Raw genomic sequence first — 18,613 nt, 5'->3', positions numbered from 1 at the left:
CGCTCCCACAGGTGACACGGGCAGCCCCCTCTCCCGCTTGCGGGAGAGGGCTGGGGTGAGGGCGATCAGGCCCAGCGTTCCTTGCGCCAGGCTTCGCGCTGTGCGGCATCGAGGAAGGTCCAGGCGACGAAGCGGCTCTGCTTCTGGCCCTGGGCCATTTCCAGTACGCGGATTTCCACGGCGTCGCTGCGCCGCAGGCGGGCTTCCATGCCGGGCAGGTTGCCGCCTTTGGACACCAGGCTGCTGAACCACAGCACCTGCTCCTTGAACTGCACGCTCTCATCGACCATCCGTTGCAGGAAGCCGGCTTCGCCACCCTCGCACCAGAGTTCAGCGCCCTGGCCGCCGAAGTTCAGCACCGGTAGCTTGCGCTTGGGGTCGAGCTTGCCGAGGTTCTTCCACTTGCGCTGGCTGCCACGGGTGGCTTCGTCCAGCGAGCTGTGGAAGGGCGGGTTGCACAGCGTCAGATCGAAGCGCTCGCCCGGTGCGATCAGGCCCTTGAAGATGTTTTTCGGCTGGGCCTGCTGGCGCAGGTCGATGACGCTGTCCAGCTGGTTGGACTGGACGATGGCGCGGGCCGAGCCCAGGGCCGTGCCGTCGATATCGGCACCGGTGAAGTGCCAGCCGTATTCACTGTGGCCGATCAGCGGGTAGATGCAGTTGGCGCCGACGCCGATGTCCAGCGCCTGGATGCCCTTGCCGTGGGGAACCTGCCCACCGTTATCCGCAGCCAGCAGGTCGGCCAGACCGTGCAGATAGTCAGCGCGACCCGGTATGGGCGGGCAGAGGTAGCCGGCGGGGATGTCCCAGTGGCGGATGCCGTAGAACTGCCGCAGCAGCGCCCGGTTGAAGACCTTGACCGCCTCCGGGTCGGCGAAGTCGATGCTTTCCTTGCCGTAGGGGTTGGTGATGACGAAGCGCGCCAGCTCCGGGCTGCCCTGGATCAGCTTGGGAAAGTCATAGCGGCCCTGGTGGCGGTTGCGCGGGTGCAACTGGCCTTTGGCGGCGGGTGGCTTGGCGGTGGCGGGGCGTGGGCGCTTGGGCGGTTGCGGCATGGTGGCAGTGTCGGCAGGAGGAAGCGCGGAATTTTCCCACAGGCGAGGACCTCGCGTCAGGAGAGGTGAAGCGCGTGGCCCAGGTAATCGAAGAACAGGCAGTAGACGGCAATGGGCAGTGGAAGCCCGAGCAGGGTTCCGGTCAGGTAATGACGAAAGCGCACGCCGCTGAGGCTGAGGGCGTAATTGAGCGCGGGCACCGTCTGGAACAGCACCCGCAACAGTGTGATGACTGCCACCGGACGCTCGTCGAGGTGGGCGAGGATGCGCTGTGCCAGCCGGCTATCCAGCTCGCGCAGGGCACTGCCACCCAGCATCCGTATCAGCACGAAGGTGGAGCAGCAGGAGAAGGTCGCCGCCAGATAGGTGGCCAGGCCGCCCCAGAAGCGCCCCAGTGCCAGCACGGCGGCGGCGAGGAAGATCCAGCCGGGGATCTGGATCAGGTTGCCCAGGGCGAACAGTAGGGCGAAAAGCGCCAGGCCCCAGCCCTTGTGGGCCAGCAGGATGTCACGGAGATATTGGAGGCTCAGGTGTTCGCGCAGCCCGCTGAACTGGAAGGCCGCCAGCAGCAGGCCGAGAAACAGGGCTACCAGCAGCAGGCGGCGGTACTTGTGCATGAGGGGGCTCCGGCGGTGTCCCTTTCATTGAAGCTCAGAGCGGGAACACCAGCGGCACCAGGAACACGCTGACGATCATCACCAGGATGGTGAAGGGCACCCCCACCTTCACGAAGTCACCGAAGCGGTACTGGCCGGGGCCCAGCACCAGGGTGTTCACGGGGGATGAAATGGGCGTCATGAAAGCCGCCGAGGCTGCCAGGGCGACGATCATCGCGAAGGGGTAGGGCGACATTCCCAATTGCTGGGCGGTGGCGATGGCCACCGGGGCCATGAGCACGGCGGTGGCCGTATTGGAAATGAACAGGCCGATCAACGCCGTGACGATGAACAGGCAGGCGAGCATGGCGTAGGGACCGGCATTGCCGAGCAGGGCGACCAGCCCCTTCACCGCCAGGTCGATGCCGCCGGTCTGTTGCAGGGCCTGGGCGAAGGGCAGCATGCCAACGATCAGGATCAGGGTTGGCCAGTGAATGGCGCGGTAGGCGCTGTCCAGGTCGATGCAGCGGAAGGCGCCCATGAGCAGGCAGCCGATCAGCGCGGCCATCACGTTGGGGACCAGGCCGCTGACCATCAGGAAGATCATCACTGCCAGACTGAGCAGCGCGTAGGGCGCCTTGCGTGCGGTGGGGGCCACTTCATCCACTTCGGCGGGCAGGCTCAGCACCAGGAAGTCGCGACTTTGCCCCTGCAACTGGTGGATGGCCTTCCATTCGCCGGCCACCAGCAGCATGTCGGAGGCCTTCAGTTTTTCGTCAACCAGCACGCCGTCCAGCGCCTCTCCATGTCGGCGCAGGCCTACCACATTGAGTTTGTGGCGGGAGCGGAAACCCAGCTCCTGGATGGTCTTGCCCGGCAGCTTCGACTCCGGCGGCAACGCCACTTCGGCCAACCCCAGCGAGTGGGCATGCAGGCTGTAGTAGGAGGAGGGCAGCGGCAGGGGTTCCAGGCCCAGTTCCTGGTAGGCGCCGAGCAGGCCGATGGTGGGGCTGGCGAGGTCTACCAGGAGTACGTCGCCGGGTTCCAGCAGGGTGTCGCCGGTAGCCATCAGCAGGAGGGTGCGAAAACGACGCTGGCGCTCGACGGCAATTACGTTGATGCCGTACTGCTTGCGCAGTTCCAGTTCGTTGAGGGCCTGGCGCGCCAGAGGCGAGTCGGCGCGCACCTTGAGGCGCCGTTCCCGTTCGTTGAGCGAGTAGGCCGTGGCCAGGTCGGTGAGGGTCAGGCGTGGTACGGCGTCGGCCTGGTCGCTGCCCCTGGGGGTCAACCAGTGCCGAGTGAGCAACATGTAGAAGACACCCAGCGCCAATACCGCCAGCCCCACCGGGGTCAGGCTGAAGAAGCCGAAGCCGTCCAGGCCGGCGCGGCGCAGTTCGCTGTGCACCACCAGGTTGGGGGCGGTGGCGACGAGGGTGAGCATGCCGCTGATCAGGCCGGCAAAGGCGAGCGGCATCATCAGCCGCGCCGGGGCGATCTTCAGCCGTGCGGCGACGCCGAGGGCGACGGGAATGAAGATGGCGACCACGCCGGTGGAACTCATCACCGAGCCGAGGCCAGCGGCGGCCAGCATCAACAGCACCAGCAGGCGCGTTTCACTGCTGCCGGCGCGGGCCACCAGCCAGTCGCCGAGGCGATAGGCGATGCCGGTACGGACCAGGCCGTCACCGATGACGAAGAGGGCGGCGATCAGTACCACGCTGGGGTCACTGAAGCCGGCCAGGGTATGACTGATATCGAGAATGCCGGTCAGCGGCAGGGCGACGATGACCAGCAGGGCGACCACGTCCATGCGTGGCTTGTTGATTACGAACAGGGTGATGGCGGCGAACAGCAGGGCCAGCACCAAGAGCAATTCGTGGTTCAAGCAGTACTCCCGGAGGTTCCTTGGCGGGGAGCGGCAGTCTGTCAGGGGTAGTTCAGAACGGCCTTGATCTGTTGCAGGTTAGCGGCGATCCAGTGCTTGTCGATGGCACCCCAGTCGCGGATCACGTAGTGCCCGGCGTTATTGCGCTCGCCGGACTGCTGCTCGAAATGGCAATCGATATCCAGCTCGCCCAGGGCCAGCAGAGTGTCCTGTGCGGTGCGCCGGGGCATGCCGGTGGCGTCCATGATGGCCGGCACGCTGACAGCGGTGCCGCTGTCGATCAGCCAGGCGACGTAGAGGCGACGGTAGAAGCTGGTCTTGGTCTTGCTGGTTTCCATGGACTGTCCTTCAGCAGATAGAACGAGGCCCGCAATTGCGGGCCTCGTTGGGGGTTACAGGCTGGCGATTCTCGCGCGCTGTTCGGTCAGGTTGGCCAGGGCCTGTTCGGCTTCGGCCAGCTTGGCGCGCTCCTTGTCGATCACCTCGGCCGGTGCCTTGGCAACGAAACCTTCGTTGCCAAGTTTGCCGCCAACACGTTTCACTTCGCCGTCCAGACGCTGGATTTCCTTGTCCAGGCGGGCCAGTTCCGCGTCCTTGTCGATCAGGCCGGCCATGGGCACCAGCACCTGCATGTCGCCAACCAGGGCGGTGGCGGACATCGGTGCTTCTTCACCAGCGGCCAGGACGCGAATGGTCTCCAGCTTGGCCAGCTTCTTCAGCAGCGGTTCGTTGTCGGCCAGCCGGCGACGGTCTTCGTCGTTGGCGTTGGCGAGGATGATGTCGATGCGCTTGGCCATGGAGATGTTCATCTCGCCACGAATCTGCCGCACGCCGAGCATCAGCGCCTTGACCCACTCGATGTCGCCTTCGGCGGCAGCGTCGATGCGCTCTTCCACCGCAACCGGCCAGGGCTCGAGCATCAGGGTGTCGCCGCTCTTGCCGGCCTGGCCCTTGATGCGCTGCCAGATCTCTTCGGTGATGAAGGGCATGAACGGGTGTGCCAGGCGCAGGGCCACTTCCAGTACACGGATAAGGGTGCGGCGGGTGCCGCGCTGGCGCTCGATGGGGGCGTTCTCGTCCCACAGCACCGGCTTGACCAGTTCCAGGTACCAGGCGCAGTACTGGTCCCAGACGAACTCGTAGAGGGTCTGGGCGGCCAGGTCGAAGCGGAAGCCGTCCAGATGACGGGTGACTTCGGCTTCGGTGCGTTGCAGGGCGGAGATGATCCAGCGGTCGACCGAGGACAGTTCGACCGGTTCGTCATTGACGCCGGTGTCCTGGCCATCGGTGTTCTCGATGACGAAGTTGGCGGCGTTCCACAGCTTGTTGCAGAAGTTGCGGTAGCCCTCGACGCGGCCCATGTCGAACTTCACGTCACGGCCGGTGGACGCCAGCGAGAGGAAGGTGAAGCGCAAGGCGTCGGTGCCGTAGCTGTTGATGCCTTCGGGGAACTCGGCCTTGGTCTGCTTGGCGATCTTCTCGGCGAGCTTGGGCTGCATCATGCCGCTGGTGCGTTTTTCCAGCAGGGTGTCCAGGTCGATGCCGTCGACGATGTCCAGCGGGTCCAGGACGTTGCCCTTGGACTTGGACATCTTGTGGCCCTGGGAGTCGCGCACCAGGCCGTGGACGTAGACGGTCTTGAACGGAACCTGCGGGGTGCCGTCCTCGTTCTTCACCAGGTGCATGGTCAGCATGATCATGCGGGCGACCCAGAAGAAAATGATGTCGAAGCCGGTGACCAGCACATCGGTGGGGTGGAAGGTCTTGAGGAACTCGGTCTGTTCCGGCCAGCCCAGGGTGGAGAAGGTCCACAGGCCCGAGCTGAACCAGGTGTCCAGCACGTCTTCGTCCTGGCGCAGGGCGATGTCGCCCAGCTTGTGCTTGGCGCGCACTTCGGCTTCGTCGCGACCGACGTAGACATTGCCGGCTTCGTCGTACCAGGCCGGAATGCGATGGCCCCACCAGAGCTGGCGGCTGATGCACCAGTCCTGGATGTCACGCATCCAGGAGAAGTACATGTTCTCGTACTGTTTGGGCACGAACTGGATGCGGCCGTCTTCCACGGCGGCGATGGCAGGTTCCGCCAGCGGCTTGGTGGAGACGTACCACTGATCGGTCAGCCATGGCTCGATGACGGTGCCGGAGCGGTCGCCCTTGGGCACTTTCAGCGCGTGGTCTTCGATCTTCTCGAGCAGGCCGAGTTGTTCGAAGGCGGCGACGATCTGTTTGCGCGCTTCGAAGCGGTCCAGGCCGGCGTATTGCGCGGGCAGGCTGCCGTCGAGCTGGTCGTTGACGCTTCCGTCGAGGTTGAACACCTGGGCGGTGGCGAGCACGGCAGCGTTCTTGTCGAAGATGTTGATCAGCGGCAGGTCGTGGCGCTTGCCGACTTCATAGTCGTTGAAGTCGTGGGCCGGGGTGATCTTCACGCAGCCGGTGCCGAACTCGGGGTCGCAGTACTCGTCCGCGATGATCGGAATGCGGCGGCCCACCAGGGGCAGCTCGACGAAGGTGCCGATCAGGTTCTTGTAGCGCTCGTCTTCCGGGTGCACGGCAACGGCGCTGTCGCCCAGCATGGTTTCCGGGCGGGTGGTGGCGACGATCAGGTAATCCTTGCCGTCGGCTGTCTTGTGGCCGTCGGCCAGCGGGTAGCGCAGGTTCCACAGGCTGCCTTTCTCGTCGTGGTTTTCCACTTCGAGGTCGGAGATGGCGGTGTGGAACTTGGTGTCCCAGTTGACCAGGCGCTTGCCGCGGTAGATCAGGCCGTCTTCATGCAGGCGTACGAAGGCTTCCTTGACCGCGTCGGACAGGCCGTCGTCCATGGTGAAGCGTTCGCGCGTCCAGTCCACGGAGGAGCCGAGGCGGCGGATCTGGCGGGTGATGGTGCCGCCGGACTGTTCCTTCCATTCCCAGACTTTCTCGAGGAATTTCTCGCGGCCGAGGTCATGGCGGCTGACGCCCTGGGCGGACAGCTGGCGCTCCACCACCATCTGGGTGGCGATGCCGGCGTGGTCGGTGCCCGGCTGCCACAGGGTGTTGCGACCCTGCATGCGGCGGAAGCGGATCAGGGCATCCATGATGGCGTTGTTGAAGCCATGCCCCATGTGCAGGCTGCCGGTCACGTTCGGCGGCGGGATCATGATGGTGTAGGGCTCGCCGGAACCTTGCGGGGCGAAGTAGTTGTTCTTCTCCCAGGTCTGGTACCAGGAAGTTTCGATGGCGTGGGGCTGGTAGGTCTTGTCCATGGTTCGGCGGGGACCCTAGAGGCGTCTGAACGGGAAAACGGGAGAGTATAACGGCAACGGCCCCTCGAAAGAATTGGCGCGCGTTGCCGTTGCCGCCCGGTGGTTACCGGGCGCGCCGGATCACTGCCGGCGTGGCGGCAGCAGGCGGGTCAGGCGGGCTTCGAGGCGGCGTTTGAGTTCGGCTTCGATCTGCGGCACGAAATCGTCGATCACATCCTGCAGGATCACCTGCGCGGCGGCGCGAAGTTCGCTGTCCAGGCGCGCCAGTTCCGGGTTGCCGGCCGGCGTCATGCGTTGGCGGATGGCATCCGCAATGGGCTGGGTGGGCGCAGGCACCGGCGCCGCCTCGACTGGCTGAGCCGGGGCAGTGGCCGGAGCGATCGGGGCCGCCTGGAACAGGGGCATCGGCTGGGCTGGCGGCACCATGACGGCCGGAGGCACGGGCGCGGGCTCGACTATCTCGGACAGGAGTGGAATGCCGTCGGCATCCAGGGTCTCGGTGAGCAGGGGAGGCTCGGCACCATTGGGCTCGTCGCCGAGCAAGGCTCGAATGGATTCGAGGTCGTCCAGCAAGTGTGCCGGCTTGGGGGGAAGCTTGGGGGTATCCATGGTACGGCTACGGCTAGAGTTCGACTCGTTTCGGATCATAGCCCCGCTGCCGGTAGCTGCGGAAATTCTCCCGGCAGGCGGCAAGCAGGGCAGGTTCCTGGTTGACGATCTCGATGACTCGGCTGAAACGGTCGACGTGGGGGGATATGGTCGAGGCGAGGTTGATCAGCAGACCCTGCTGGGTGGCCGGCGCTTCGTCCAGGGCCAGCACTACCGGGGCGTTGGCGTCGTCGTCGATGAGGCTGTGGGGGATGAAGCTTTCGGCACGGAACCGCCAGAGCAGCTCGTTCAGCTCATCGCGCTGGGCGGCATCGGTACAGCGCAACAGGACTGGCAGCCCATGCCGCCAGCCCTTCGCGGCCAACTGGCAGGCCGCGCGCAGGCGGTCCGCCGGGTTGGCCGACGAGAGTACGTAGAACTCTATCCTCACTTGATGCGGTCCAGCAGGTACTGGGTGAGCAGCGGCACCGGACGGCCAGTGGCGCCTTTATCCTTGCCGCCGCTGACCCAGGCGGTGCCGGCGATGTCCAGGTGCGCCCAGTGGAACTTCTTGGCGAAGCGCGACAGGAAGCAGCCGGCGGTAATGGTGCCTGCCTTCGGACCGCCGATATTGGCGATGTCGGCGAAGGGGCTGTCCAGCTGCTCCTGATACTCGTCGAACAGCGGCAGCTGCCAAGCGCGGTCGTCGGCGTATTCACCGGCCTTGAGGATCTGCTTCACCAGCGCGTCATTGTTGCCCATCAGGCCCGAGGTATTGCTGCCCAGGGCGACGATGCACGCGCCGGTAAGGGTGGCGATGTCGATCACAGCCTGGGGCTTGAAGCGTTCGGCGTAGGTCAGGGTGTCGCACAGGACCAGGCGGCCTTCGGCGTCTGTGTTGAGGATCTCGACGGTCTGGCCGCTCATGGTGGTGACGATGTCGCCCGGACGGGTGGCGCCACCACTGGGCATGTTCTCGGCGCAGGCCAGCAGGCCCACCAGGTTGATCGGCAGCTGCAGCTCGAGCACGGCGCGGAAGGTGCCGAGCACGCTGGCGGCGCCGCACATGTCGTACTTCATCTCGTCCATGCCGGCAGCCGGCTTGATGCTGATGCCGCCGGTGTCGAAGGTGATGCCCTTGCCGACCAGCGCGAAGGGTTTGTCGTCCTTCTTGCCGCCCTGGTAGCTGAGCACAATCATCCGCGGCGGCTGCTCGCTGCCCTGGGCCACGGCGAGGAAGGCGCCGGCACCCAGTTCCTTGAGTTTCTTCTCGTCCAGCACCTCGACCTTGAGGTTCTTGTGCGCCTTGGCCATGGCCTTGGCTTCTTCGGCGATGAAGCTCGGGTGGCAGAGGTTCGGCGGGAGGTTGCCGAGGTCGCGGGTAAAGGCCATGCCGTTGGCGATTGCCTGGGCGTGCAGGCTGCCGCGCTCGACGTCGGCCTGGTCGGCCTTTTCCACCAGCAGGGTGACTTTCTTCAGGGCCTTGGGATCGGCCTTCTGGCTCTTGAAGCGGTCGAAGACGTAGGCGCCGTCGGCCAGGGTTTCCACCATCAGGCGGGCCTTGCCATAAGCGTCGCGGCCTTTCACGGCGAGCTCGGACAGGGCCAGGATGGCGTCGCTGCCACCGAGGCCTTTCAGCACGCCGTTCACGGCGGCGATCATTTTGCGGAATTGGCGGTCAGAGAGCTCGCGCTCCTTGCCGCTGCCCACCAGTAGCACGCGTTCGGCCTTGAGGTTGGGGAGGCTGTGCAGGAGCAGGGTCTGGCCCACTTTGCCGGCCAGGTCGCCGCGCTTGAGCAGGGTGGTAATGGCACCGCCAGCTGCAGCGTCTACGGCCTGGGCGGCCGCGCCGAGCTTGCGTCCTTCGCCGACGGCGACGACCAGCGTGGCGGTTTTCAGGGTTTCCAGACGGGCGCTTTTGACAAGGAATTCCATGACATGTGTCCCCAAGACAAAGAGCCGGGATTGCAGGATAATGCCGGCTATTTTTTCAGTGGCCCGTCAGAACGGCGGGCTGGCCATAAAGCGGCTAGTTTGAGCGTAGCCGCCTGAGCCTGACAACCCTGGAGTGTCTGGTTTGATTGTCTTCCGTTATCTCTCCCGCGAGGTTCTGGTTACCCTGAGCGCGGTCAGTGCCGTGCTGCTGGTGATCATCATGAGCGGCCGTTTCATCAAGTATCTGGCGCAGGCCGCACAGGGAGCCCTGGACCCCGGCGTGCTGTTCCTGATCATGGGATTCCGGATTCCCGGCTTCCTCCAGCTGATCCTTCCCCTCGGGTTGTTCCTCGGTTTCCTGCTGGCCTATGGCCGGCTCTACCTCGAAAGCGAAATGACCGTTCTGAGCGCAACTGGCATGAGCCAGCAGCGCCTGATGGCCTACAGCCTGGCGCCGGCATTGCTGGTCGCGCTGCTGGTGGCCTGGCTGAGCCTCGGCCTGGCGCCCCAGGGCGTATCCCAGGTGGCGCGCATTCTCAATGAGCAGGACGCCCTGACCGAGCTGGATACCCTGGTTCCTGGGCGCTTCCAGGCCCTCAAGGGGGGTGGCCGGGTGACCTACACCGAAACCCTGTCCTCCGACCGTGGCGAGCTGGGCAGTGTGTTCATCTCGGAGAAACGCATTTCGCGGCAGGACGGCAAGGACCGTGGCATTGGCGTGCTGGTGGCGGAGAAGGGTCATCAGGAGATCCAGCCTGACGGCAGCCGCTATCTGATCCTCAAGAATGGCTACCGCTACGACGGCAATCCCGGCAAGGCGGACTACCGCATCATCCAGTACGAAACCTACGGTGTGTTGCTGCCCAAGCCGGAAATCAGCTCCGAGATCGGCGAGCGCGAGGCGGTGCCCACGTCCGAGCTGATCGGCAGCAAAGACCCGCGCTACCAATCCGAATTGCAGTGGCGCCTCTCCATTCCGTTGCTGGTGTTCGTCGTCACCCTGCTCGCGGTGCCGCTGTCCAGGGTCAATCCGCGCCAGGGCCGCTTCCTCAAGCTGCTGCCGGCGATCCTGCTTTATATGGCGTATCTGGCCCTGCTGATCGCCGCGCGTGGCCAGCTGGACAAGGGGCGTATCCCCATGTCCGTCGGCCTGTGGTGGGTGCACGGCCTGTTCTTCTCCGTCGGCCTGTTGTTGTTGTACTGGGAGCCTCTGCGCCTGAAGTGGGCGGCTCGTCGTGATGCCCGTGAGGTGGCCCATGGTTAGGTTGGATCGTTACATCGGCACCAGCGTGTTCTTCGGCATCCTCGCGGTGCTGGGGATCATCGTCAGCCTCGCTGCGCTGTTCGCCTTCATCGACGAACTGGGCGATGTGGGCGGCGACTACGACGTGCTGGCTGCCGCCTGGTACGTCTTCCTCACCCTGCCGCGCCGTGTCTACGACATGCTGCCCATGGCGGCGCTGATCGGCAGTCTGATCGGTCTCGGCACCCTCGCCAGCAGCAGCGAGCTGACGGTGATGCGTGCCGCCGGCGTATCCATTGGCCGCATCGTCTGGGCGGTGATGAAGCCCATGCTGGTGCTGATGGTGGTGGGTGTGCTGATTGGCGAGTACGCCGCACCCTGGAGCGAAAACCTGGCCCAGGCCAATCGCTCCCTGGCCCAGGGCAGCGGGGATGCGCAGAGCTCCAAGCGCGGCCTCTGGCATCGTCAGGGTGAAGAGTTCGTCCACATCAACGCCGTGCAACCCAACGGCGTGCTCTATGGCGTGACCCGCTACCACTTCGATGGTGAGCGTCACATGCAATCGGCCAGTTTCGCCAAGCGCGCGCTGTATCAAGGCGACTACTGGCAGCTGGAGGATGTGACCACGACCCATTTCCGTGGTGATCACACCGAAGTGGTCAATAGCGTTACCGAGCGCTGGGATGTCGAGCTCAAGCCGGAGCTGCTCGGCACCGTAGTCATGGAACCCGAGGCGCTGTCGATTTCCGGCCTCTGGCGTTACACCCACTATCTGGCGGAGCAGGGGCTGAACAACGGCCGTTACTGGCTGGCGTTCTGGACCAAGGTTCTGCAGCCCCTGGTGACTGCCGCCCTGGTGCTGATGGCGATTTCGTTCATCTTTGGTCCGCTGCGTTCGGTGACCCTCGGTCAGCGGGTGTTCACTGGCGTGGTGATCGGCTTCGTCGTGCGCATTAGCCAGGACTTGCTCGGGCCGTCGAGCCTGGTGTTCGGCTTCTCGCCGCTGTTCGCGGTGCTGGTGCCAGCAGGCGTCTGCGCCCTGGCTGGTGTCTGGTTGCTGAGACGCGCGGGCTGATCCCTGAACGACGCAAGAAAAAGCCGGCTTTCGCCGGCTTTTTTGTGGGTCATTTTTTGTGTGCATCCTTGGGGATGCGGACCACCTGGGTTTCGGAATAGATGTCGTGCCAGGTGCGCTTCTGCTTGTCCCAAAGGCTCCAGAAGAAGCCAAGGCCGAGCGCCAGCCAGGAGCCGATGGCGATCACGAAACGCAGCAGCGCTTGCCACAGGCTGATGGCCGAGCCGTCCTTGTTCTGTACGCGGATGCCCCAGACCTGCATGCCGAGGGTCTGGCCGTTGTGGGTCCAGAACTTGGCGAAGAAGCCAAACAGCGCGAAGACCAGCAGCGTGGAGAGCAGCGGATCGCCCGAGAGGGCGCCCTGGTCGGCCAACTGGCGCAGTCGCTCGCCGCCGTAGATGAGGCGCAGCACTACCTGTTGGTAGATCAGCGTAACCACCATCAGCAGGGCGACGCAGAGAAGGAAGTCGTAGAAGATCGCGGCGAAGCGGCGAACCAGCCCGGCGGTGGGGAATTCGCCCTGGGGGCGCAGCTGATGTTTCGGCATTGCGGGCTCTTGGCGTGTGGAAGGCGCGCCATTCTAACAGTCGAACGGGAAGGGAGCTGTTAGTGAGCATTACGCGCTTCGTTCCCTGAGCGCGTCAGGTGCAGGCGAACTTCAATGAAGTATCGCGTGCGAATCCGGTAGTTGCCTTTGAGTAGGAGGTTTCGTCGATCTGCGGGCATAAAAAAACCCCTGATGTTTCCATCAGGGGCTTTCGGCGACGCTCAGGTAATTAGTTAACTACCTGAACCTTGTCAGCCTGCATGCCTTTCTGGCCTTGTACGGCTTCGAAGGTAACCTTCTGGCCTTCTTTCAGGCTACGGAAGCCCGAGCCTTCGATAGCGCGGAAGTGAACGAACAGATCCGGGCCGCTTTCCGGGGTGATGAAACCAAAACCTTTCTCGTCGTTGAACCACTTGACGGTGCCGGTTTGACGATTCGACATATCTTTTTCCTTGAAACTGAAGTTGATGACAGCCTGCTGTTCACTGACGCGGCAGAAGGGCTGGAAACTGGTTGCAAAGAGGTAAGAGAAGTCGAGCGGGATGTAGCGGATCTGGTGATCTACCGCATCAGGTCACGATTCAACAGCGACCCATGCAAACACAGTTGGCCAACTCTACGTAGTTTTTGAGGAATTGCCAATCCCCGTTAGGCCAATCTTTACAGGCGGTAGATAGCCTTGGGGGCGGGTAGGGAAATACGGGAGGAAGCCTTGTCAGGCTTGAAGATATCGTGGTGCCCCGGGAGAGACTCGAACTCTCACTCTGTCGCCAGAAACGGATTTTGAATCCGCCGCGTCTACCATTCCGCCACCGAGGCACGATGGCGGCGCAGTATAGGGAGGCGCTCTGGGCCGGTCAATCCGTCTTCGTGGTCAGGAACGGGCATTTCCTGTACTATCTGCGCCCCTGCGATACGACCCCCCACCATGCGCGTAGCCGACTTCCACTTCGAGCTTCCTGAAGCTCTTATCGCCCGTCATCCCCTGGCCGAGCGCCGTGCCAGCCGTCTTCTCGTGTTGGATGGCGAGACCGGTTCCCTGAGCCATCGCCATTTTGCCGACCTGCTGGAGTACCTGCGCCCCGGCGACCTGATGGTGTTCAACAACACCCGAGTGATTCCCGCGCGCCTGTTTGGCCAGAAGGCCTCAGGCGGCAAGCTGGAAATACTCGTCGAACGGGTGCTGGACAGTCATCGCGTACTGGCGCACGTGCGCTCCAGCAAGTCGCCCAAGCCGGGCTCGACCCTGCTGATAGATGGCGGCGGCGAAGCCGAGATGCTTGCCCGGCATGACGCCCTGTTCGAACTGAAGTTCGCCGAGGAAGTGCTGCCGCTGCTCGAGCGCGTCGGGCATATGCCGCTGCCTCCCTACATAGACCGGCCCGACGAAGACGCCGACCGCGAGCGTTATCAGACCGTCTATGCCCGCCACGCGGGCGCCGTTGCAGCACCCACCGCCGGGCTGCACTTCGACCAGGCCCTGCTGGATGCTGTCGCTGCCAAGGGTGTGGAGAGTGCTTTCGTCACCCTGCATGTCGGCGCCGGCACTTTCCAGCCGGTGCGGGTAGAGCGCATCGAGGATCACCACATGCACCACGAATGGCTCGAAGTGGGCCAGGACGTGGTGGATGCCGTGGCCGCCTGCCGTGCTCGTGGCGGTCGAGTCATTGCCGTCGGCACCACCAGTGTGCGTTCCCTGGAAAGCGCAGCGCGGGATGGCCAGCTCAAGGCCTTCAGCGGCGACACCGACATTTTCCTGTACCCGGGCCGGCCCTTCCATGTAGTCGATGCCCTGGTCACCAACTTTCACCTGCCCGAGTCCACGTTGCTGATGCTGGTGTCGGCCTTCGCCGGCTATCCGGAGACCATGGCTGCATACGCCGCCGCAGTGGAGCAGGGCTACCGATTCTTCAGTTACGGTGATGCCATGTTCATCACCCGCAATCCCGCCCCGCGCGGACCCGAGGACCAAGCATGACGCGCACCTGCCGGATGAACTTCGAGTTGCTGGCCACCGACGGCAAGGCCCGTCGCGGCCGGCTGACCTTCCCCCGGGGTGTGGTCGAGACGCCCGCCTTCATGCCTGTAGGAACCTATGGCACCGTGAAGGGGATGCTGCCGCGCGATATCGAAGGCATCGGTGCGCAGATCATCCTCGGCAACACCTTCCATCTCTGGCTGCGGCCGGGCATGGAGGTGATCAAGCGCCATGGCGACCTGCATGACTTCATGCAGTGGCAGGGCCCGATTCTCACCGACTCTGGTGGCTTCCAGGTGTTCAGCCTGGGCGCCATGCGCAAGATCAAGGAAGAGGGCGTGACCTTCGCCTCTCCGGTGGACGGCGCCAAGGTGTTCATGGGGCCCGAAGAGTCCATGCAGGTCCAGCGCGACCTGGGTTCCGACATCGTGATGATCTTCGACGAGTGCACGCCCTATCCGGCGGACTTCGATGTCGCCAAGCGCTCCATGGAACTGTCCCAGCGTTGGGCCAAACGTTCCAAGGTGGCCCACGGTGAAAGCACCGCCGCGCTCTTTGGCATCGTCCAGGGCGGCATGCACGAGGAGCTGCGCATGCGCTCCCTGGAAGGTCTCAGCGAGATCGGCTTCGATGGTCTGGCCATCGGTGGTCTCTCCGTGGGCGAGCCGAAGGAAGAGATGATTCGCGTGCTGGACTACCTGCCCGGCCAGATGCCAGCGGACAAGCCGCGCTACCTGATGGGCGTCGGCAAGCCGGAAGACCTGGTGGAAGGCGTGCGTCGTGGTGTGGATATGTTCGACTGCGTGATGCCGACCCGTAACGCGCGAAATGGCCACCTGTTCATCGACACAGGCGTACTGAAAATCCGCAATTCGGTGCATAAGCATGACGAGTCCACGCTGGACCCGACCTGCGACTGTTACACCTGCAAACACTTCTCACGCGCCTATCTGCACCATCTGGACAAATGCGGCGAAATGCTCGGCAGCATGTTGAATACAATCCACAACTTGCGGCATTACCAGCGCCTGATGGCTGGTTTGCGCGAGGCAATTCAACAGGGTAAATTGGCCGCCTTTGTCGATGCCTTCTATGCCAAGCGCGGACTACCGACTCCGCCCCTGGACTGATAAAGCCGCATTTTTCCAGAGTCGATTTTTCATATTTCCGCAACAGGAGTGCTAAATGAGCTTTCTGATTCCCGCCGCCTACGCCGACGCTGCTGCGCCGGCTGCTGCCGGCCCTGCCGGTACCGGCTTCGAGTGGGTTTTCCTGATCGGTTTCCTGGTCATCTTCTATCTGATGATCTGGCGTCCCCAGGCCAAGCGCGCCAAGGAGCACAAGAACCTCCTCGGCAACCTGCAGAAAGGTGACGAAGTGGTCACCTCCGGCGGCATCGCCGGCAAGGTCACCAAGGTCGCCGATGACTTCGTGGTCGTCGAAGTGTCCGACAACGTAGAGCTGAAGTTCCAGAAGGCGGCAATCGCGGCGACCCTGCCGAAGGGCACCCTGAAAGCCATCTAAGGATCCATGGATCAACACCGACGGGGCGCCAACAGGCGCCCCGCGTCATAACGGGCGGAGTCATGCTCAACAAGTACCCACTGTGGAAATATCTGCTGATCCTGGCGGTGCTGGCGATCGGCCTGGTCTATTCCGCACCCAATCTCTATCCGGACGATCCGGCGATCCAGATCAGCGGCACCAGTACCGCGCTGAAGATCCAGCAATCGGACCTGGACAAGGCGAACGAAGCGCTGAAGCAGGCCGGCATCGAACTGAAATCCGCCAGCATCGGCCAAACCGGTGGCCTGCTCCGTCTGACCAAGCTGGGTGACCAGCTGCCGGCCAAGGATGTGGTGCGCAAGGCCCTTGGTGACGACTACGTGGTCGCACTCAACCTGGCCCCGACCACTCCGGACTGGCTGCGCAAGCTCGGCGCCGCACCGATGAAGCTGGGTCTCGACCTCTCTGGTGGTGTGCACTTCCTGCTGGAAGTGGACATGGAGAAGGCTGTCGATGCGCGCCTGAAGATCTATGAAGGCGAAGTTCGTACCCTGCTGCGCAAGGAGCGTGTCCGCTACCGCAGCCTTCCGGCCCAGGAAAACGGCTTCCAGCTCGGCTTCACCGACCAGGAATCCCTGGACAAAGCTCAGTCGCTGATCCGCAAGAGCTTCAACGACTTCGATATCACCACCTCCGTGCGTGGTGATCAGCAGATCCTGCAACTGGCCCTGACCCAGGCCAAGCTGGCGGAGATCCGCGAATACTCCATCAAGCAGAACCTCACCACCGTTCGTAACCGCGTGAACGAACTGGGTGTGGCCGAGCCGATCGTGCAGCGCCAGGGCGCCAACCGCATCGTGGTCGAGCTGCCGGGCGTGCAGGACACCGCCGAAGCCAAGCGTATCCTCGGCAAGACCGCCAACCTGGAGTTCCGTCTGGCTGCCGAGGCTACCGCCAGCAAGGCATCGACCGAATCGTTCGAATTCCGTGAGCCGGGCCGTCCGGCTGTGCCGCTGGAGCGCAGCCTGATCATCACCGGTGACCAGGTGACCGACGCCCAGGCCAGCTACGACGAAAACGGTCGCCCGCAAGTGAACATCCGCCTCGATGGCCACGGCGGCGAGCTGATGAGCCGTGCCACCCGCAACAACGTGGGTCGCAGCATGGCGGTGATCTTCATCGAGCAGCGCCCGATTACCCGCTACGTGACTCAGGACGTCGACGGCGTCCAGAAAGAAGTGGCGGTGCAGAGCTTCAAGGAAGAGAAGAAGATCATCAGCCTGGCGACCATCCAGTCGCCGCTGGGCAGCCAGTTCCGCATCACCGGCCTGAACGGCCAGGGTGAGTCCTCGGAACTCGCCCTGCTGCTGCGCGCTGGTGGCCTGGCTGCGCCGATGTACTTCGCCGAAGAACGCACCATCGGTCCGAGCCTGGGCGCCGAGAACATCATCAAGGGCATCGAATCCACTGAGTGGGCGATGGTCTTCGTGTCGCTGTTCATTATGGCCATCTACCGTTTCTTCGGCTTCCTGGCCACCATCGCCCTGGCGTTCAACCTGGTGCTGCTGGTGGGCCTGATGTCGGTGATCGGGGCCACCCTGACCCTCCCGGGTATCGCCGGTATCGTGCTGACCCTGGGTATGGCGGTCGACGCCAACGTGCTCATCTACTCGCGGATTCGCGAGGAGTTGGCCAATGGCCTGTCGGTTCAGCGTGCGATTCACGAAGGCTTCGATCGCGCCTACACCGCGATCGTCGACAGTAACCTCACCACCCTGCTGGTGGGCGGCATCCTGTTCGCCCTCGGCACCGGTCCGATCAAGGGCTTTGCCGTGACCATGTCGCTCGGGATCATCACCTCGATGTTCACCGCCATCATGTTCACCCGCGGCATGGTCAACCTGATCTTCGGTGGCCGCAACTTCAAGAAACTGTGGATTTGAGGCCTGTCATGATCAAGTCAACCATCCGTTTCATGGCGATACGCAACGTTGCGTTCGCCATTACTGTGATCATCAGCCTGATCGGTATCGGCAGCCTGTTCGCCAAGGGTCTGAACTTCGGCCTGGACTTCACTGGCGGTACCCTGATCGAGCTGTCCTACGAGAAACCGGCGAACCTCGAACTGATCAAGCAGGAGCTGGGTCAGGTGGGCTATCCGGATGCCGTGGTGCAGAGCTTCGGCGCTTCCACCGATGTGCTGGTACGCCTGGCTGGCGAAGACCCGCAACTGGGCAACAAGGTCGCCGAAGCCCTGCGCAAGGTCGACGCCGAGAGCAAGTTCGAACTCAAGCGCGTCGAGTTCGTTGGCCCGCAGGTGGGTGAGGAGCTGCGTGACCAGGGTGGCCTGGCCATGCTGCTGGCCCTGGGCGGCATCCTGCTGTACCTGGCCTTCCGCTTCCAGTGGAAGTTCGGCGTCGGTGCAGTTGCCTCGCTGGTCCACGACGTGGTTGTGACCCTGGGTATCCTGGCGTTCTTCCAGATTCCCTTCGACCTCACCGTCCTGGCGGCGGTCCTGGCGATGATCGGCTACTCGCTGAACGACACCATCATCATCTTCGACCGTATCCGCGAGAACTTCCGTGTGCTGCGTCGTGCGGACTTGATCGAAAACATCGACGTGTCCTGCACCCAGACTCTGCTGCGGACCATTGCGACTTCGATGTCGACCGCTCTGGCGCTGTTCGCTCTGCTGATCTTCGGCGGCGACAGTCTGCATGGCTTCGCTCTGTCGCTGTTGGTCGGTGTGGTGGTGGGTACCTACTCCTCCATCTACATCAGTGCCCCGGTGCTGATCTGGCTGAAGCTGACCTCCGAGGACCTGATTCCGCCGGCGAATACCGCCGAGGTGGACGACCGTCCCTGAGGTGATCTAGCGCCATGTGCGAGGCCCGGCAATGCCGGGCCTCGTCGTTTCTGATGTGTGAGACTGACGTCCCATTTGTCGGAATATTCCCATAGGC

The 18,613-nt window shown here is 63.5% G+C and carries 17 protein-coding genes and 1 tRNA gene; 7 read left to right on the top strand and 11 right to left on the bottom strand.

The window, feature by feature from the left end; translation table 11 throughout:
• Positions 1-65: 65 nt before the first annotated feature.
• The 8 genes from rlmF to E8E91_RS01840 all read right to left on the bottom strand — a co-directional run bounded on the left by rlmF (position 66) and on the right by E8E91_RS01840 (position 9,301).
• Positions 66-1,055, bottom strand: coding sequence for a 23S rRNA (adenine(1618)-N(6))-methyltransferase RlmF (gene rlmF / locus E8E91_RS01875; protein WP_280374369.1), 990 nt, complete (start codon positions 1,053-1,055; stop codon positions 66-68).
• A gap of 56 nt (positions 1,056-1,111) precedes the next feature.
• A complete protein-coding gene (locus E8E91_RS01870; RefSeq protein WP_280374368.1) occupies positions 1,112-1,672 on the bottom strand; it encodes a VTT domain-containing protein in 561 nt (186 codons plus the stop codon).
• 34 nt (positions 1,673-1,706) lie between these two features.
• Positions 1,707-3,536: an SLC13 family permease gene (locus E8E91_RS01865; protein WP_280374367.1), complete on the bottom strand. Its 1,830-nt coding sequence runs from the start codon at positions 3,534-3,536 to the stop codon at positions 1,707-1,709.
• Positions 3,537-3,577: 41 nt separating this feature from the next.
• Positions 3,578-3,874, bottom strand: a complete 297-nt coding sequence (locus tag E8E91_RS01860) for a winged helix-turn-helix domain-containing protein (protein WP_280367262.1) — start codon at positions 3,872-3,874, stop codon at positions 3,578-3,580.
• Between the two features lie 54 nt (positions 3,875-3,928).
• Positions 3,929-6,778 (bottom strand): valine--tRNA ligase, encoded by a 2,850-nt coding sequence (locus E8E91_RS01855; RefSeq protein ID WP_280374366.1) that lies wholly within the window; start codon positions 6,776-6,778, stop codon positions 3,929-3,931.
• Between the two features lie 120 nt (positions 6,779-6,898).
• Positions 6,899-7,387 (bottom strand): DNA polymerase III subunit chi, encoded by a 489-nt coding sequence (locus tag E8E91_RS01850; protein WP_280374365.1) that lies wholly within the window; start codon positions 7,385-7,387, stop codon positions 6,899-6,901.
• 13 nt (positions 7,388-7,400) lie between these two features.
• Complete coding sequence (locus tag E8E91_RS01845) at positions 7,401-7,817, bottom strand: DNA polymerase III subunit chi (protein WP_280374364.1); 417 nt, start codon at positions 7,815-7,817, stop codon at positions 7,401-7,403.
• Positions 7,814-9,301, bottom strand: coding sequence for a leucyl aminopeptidase (locus tag E8E91_RS01840; RefSeq protein WP_280374363.1), 1,488 nt, complete (start codon positions 9,299-9,301; stop codon positions 7,814-7,816). Before E8E91_RS01840 ends, E8E91_RS01845 begins: the two co-directional genes overlap by 4 nt.
• Before the next feature lie 142 nt (positions 9,302-9,443).
• Here E8E91_RS01840 and lptF point away from each other — a divergent pair, with 142 nt between their 5' ends.
• Both lptF and lptG read left to right on the top strand, forming a co-directional pair.
• Positions 9,444-10,565: an LPS export ABC transporter permease LptF gene (gene lptF, locus E8E91_RS01835; protein ID WP_280367273.1), complete on the top strand. Its 1,122-nt coding sequence runs from the start codon at positions 9,444-9,446 to the stop codon at positions 10,563-10,565.
• The gene (gene lptG / locus E8E91_RS01830; RefSeq protein ID WP_280374362.1) at positions 10,558-11,619 is read left to right on the top strand and encodes an LPS export ABC transporter permease LptG; all 1,062 of its coding nucleotides are present in this window, start codon (positions 10,558-10,560) and stop codon (positions 11,617-11,619) included. The genes lptF and lptG overlap by 8 nt, the downstream gene beginning before the upstream one ends.
• Before the next feature lie 49 nt (positions 11,620-11,668).
• Here lptG and E8E91_RS01825 read toward each other — a convergent pair whose 3' ends face one another.
• The 3 genes from E8E91_RS01825 to E8E91_RS01815 form a co-directional block, all read right to left on the bottom strand.
• The gene (locus E8E91_RS01825) at positions 11,669-12,166 is read right to left on the bottom strand and encodes an RDD family protein (protein WP_280374361.1); all 498 of its coding nucleotides are present in this window, start codon (positions 12,164-12,166) and stop codon (positions 11,669-11,671) included.
• A gap of 229 nt (positions 12,167-12,395) precedes the next feature.
• On the bottom strand, positions 12,396-12,608 hold the full coding sequence (locus E8E91_RS01820; RefSeq protein ID WP_016491057.1) for a cold-shock protein: 213 nt from the start codon (positions 12,606-12,608) through the stop codon (positions 12,396-12,398).
• Positions 12,609-12,899: 291 nt separating this feature from the next.
• Positions 12,900-12,985: transfer RNA gene (locus tag E8E91_RS01815), tRNA-Leu, on the bottom strand.
• A gap of 109 nt (positions 12,986-13,094) precedes the next feature.
• Here E8E91_RS01815 and queA point away from each other — a divergent pair.
• The 5 genes from queA (at position 13,095) to secF (ending at position 18,516) form a co-directional block, all read left to right on the top strand.
• Entirely contained in the window at positions 13,095-14,144 is a 1,050-nt protein-coding gene (gene queA, locus E8E91_RS01810; RefSeq protein ID WP_280374360.1) for a tRNA preQ1(34) S-adenosylmethionine ribosyltransferase-isomerase QueA, read from the top strand.
• Between the two features lie 14 nt (positions 14,145-14,158).
• Complete coding sequence (tgt, locus tag E8E91_RS01805) at positions 14,159-15,274, top strand: tRNA guanosine(34) transglycosylase Tgt (RefSeq protein ID WP_280374437.1); 1,116 nt, start codon at positions 14,159-14,161, stop codon at positions 15,272-15,274.
• Positions 15,275-15,329: 55 nt separating this feature from the next.
• Positions 15,330-15,668: a preprotein translocase subunit YajC gene (gene yajC / locus E8E91_RS01800; protein ID WP_280367281.1), complete on the top strand. Its 339-nt coding sequence runs from the start codon at positions 15,330-15,332 to the stop codon at positions 15,666-15,668.
• Positions 15,669-15,730: 62 nt separating this feature from the next.
• Positions 15,731-17,593 (top strand): protein translocase subunit SecD, encoded by a 1,863-nt coding sequence (secD, locus tag E8E91_RS01795; RefSeq protein WP_280374359.1) that lies wholly within the window; start codon positions 15,731-15,733, stop codon positions 17,591-17,593.
• An 8-nt stretch (positions 17,594-17,601) separates the two neighbouring features.
• On the top strand, positions 17,602-18,516 hold the full coding sequence (gene secF / locus E8E91_RS01790; protein ID WP_280374358.1) for a protein translocase subunit SecF: 915 nt from the start codon (positions 17,602-17,604) through the stop codon (positions 18,514-18,516).
• The last annotated feature ends 97 nt before the right edge of the window (positions 18,517-18,613 follow it).

The sequence above is a fragment of the Pseudomonas sp. BN515 genome (assembly GCF_029873155.1).
Taxonomy (GTDB): domain Bacteria; phylum Pseudomonadota; class Gammaproteobacteria; order Pseudomonadales; family Pseudomonadaceae; genus Metapseudomonas.
The sequence above is the reverse complement of the archived record's forward strand: the minus strand, read 5'-3'. Positions and strand labels throughout refer to the sequence as shown.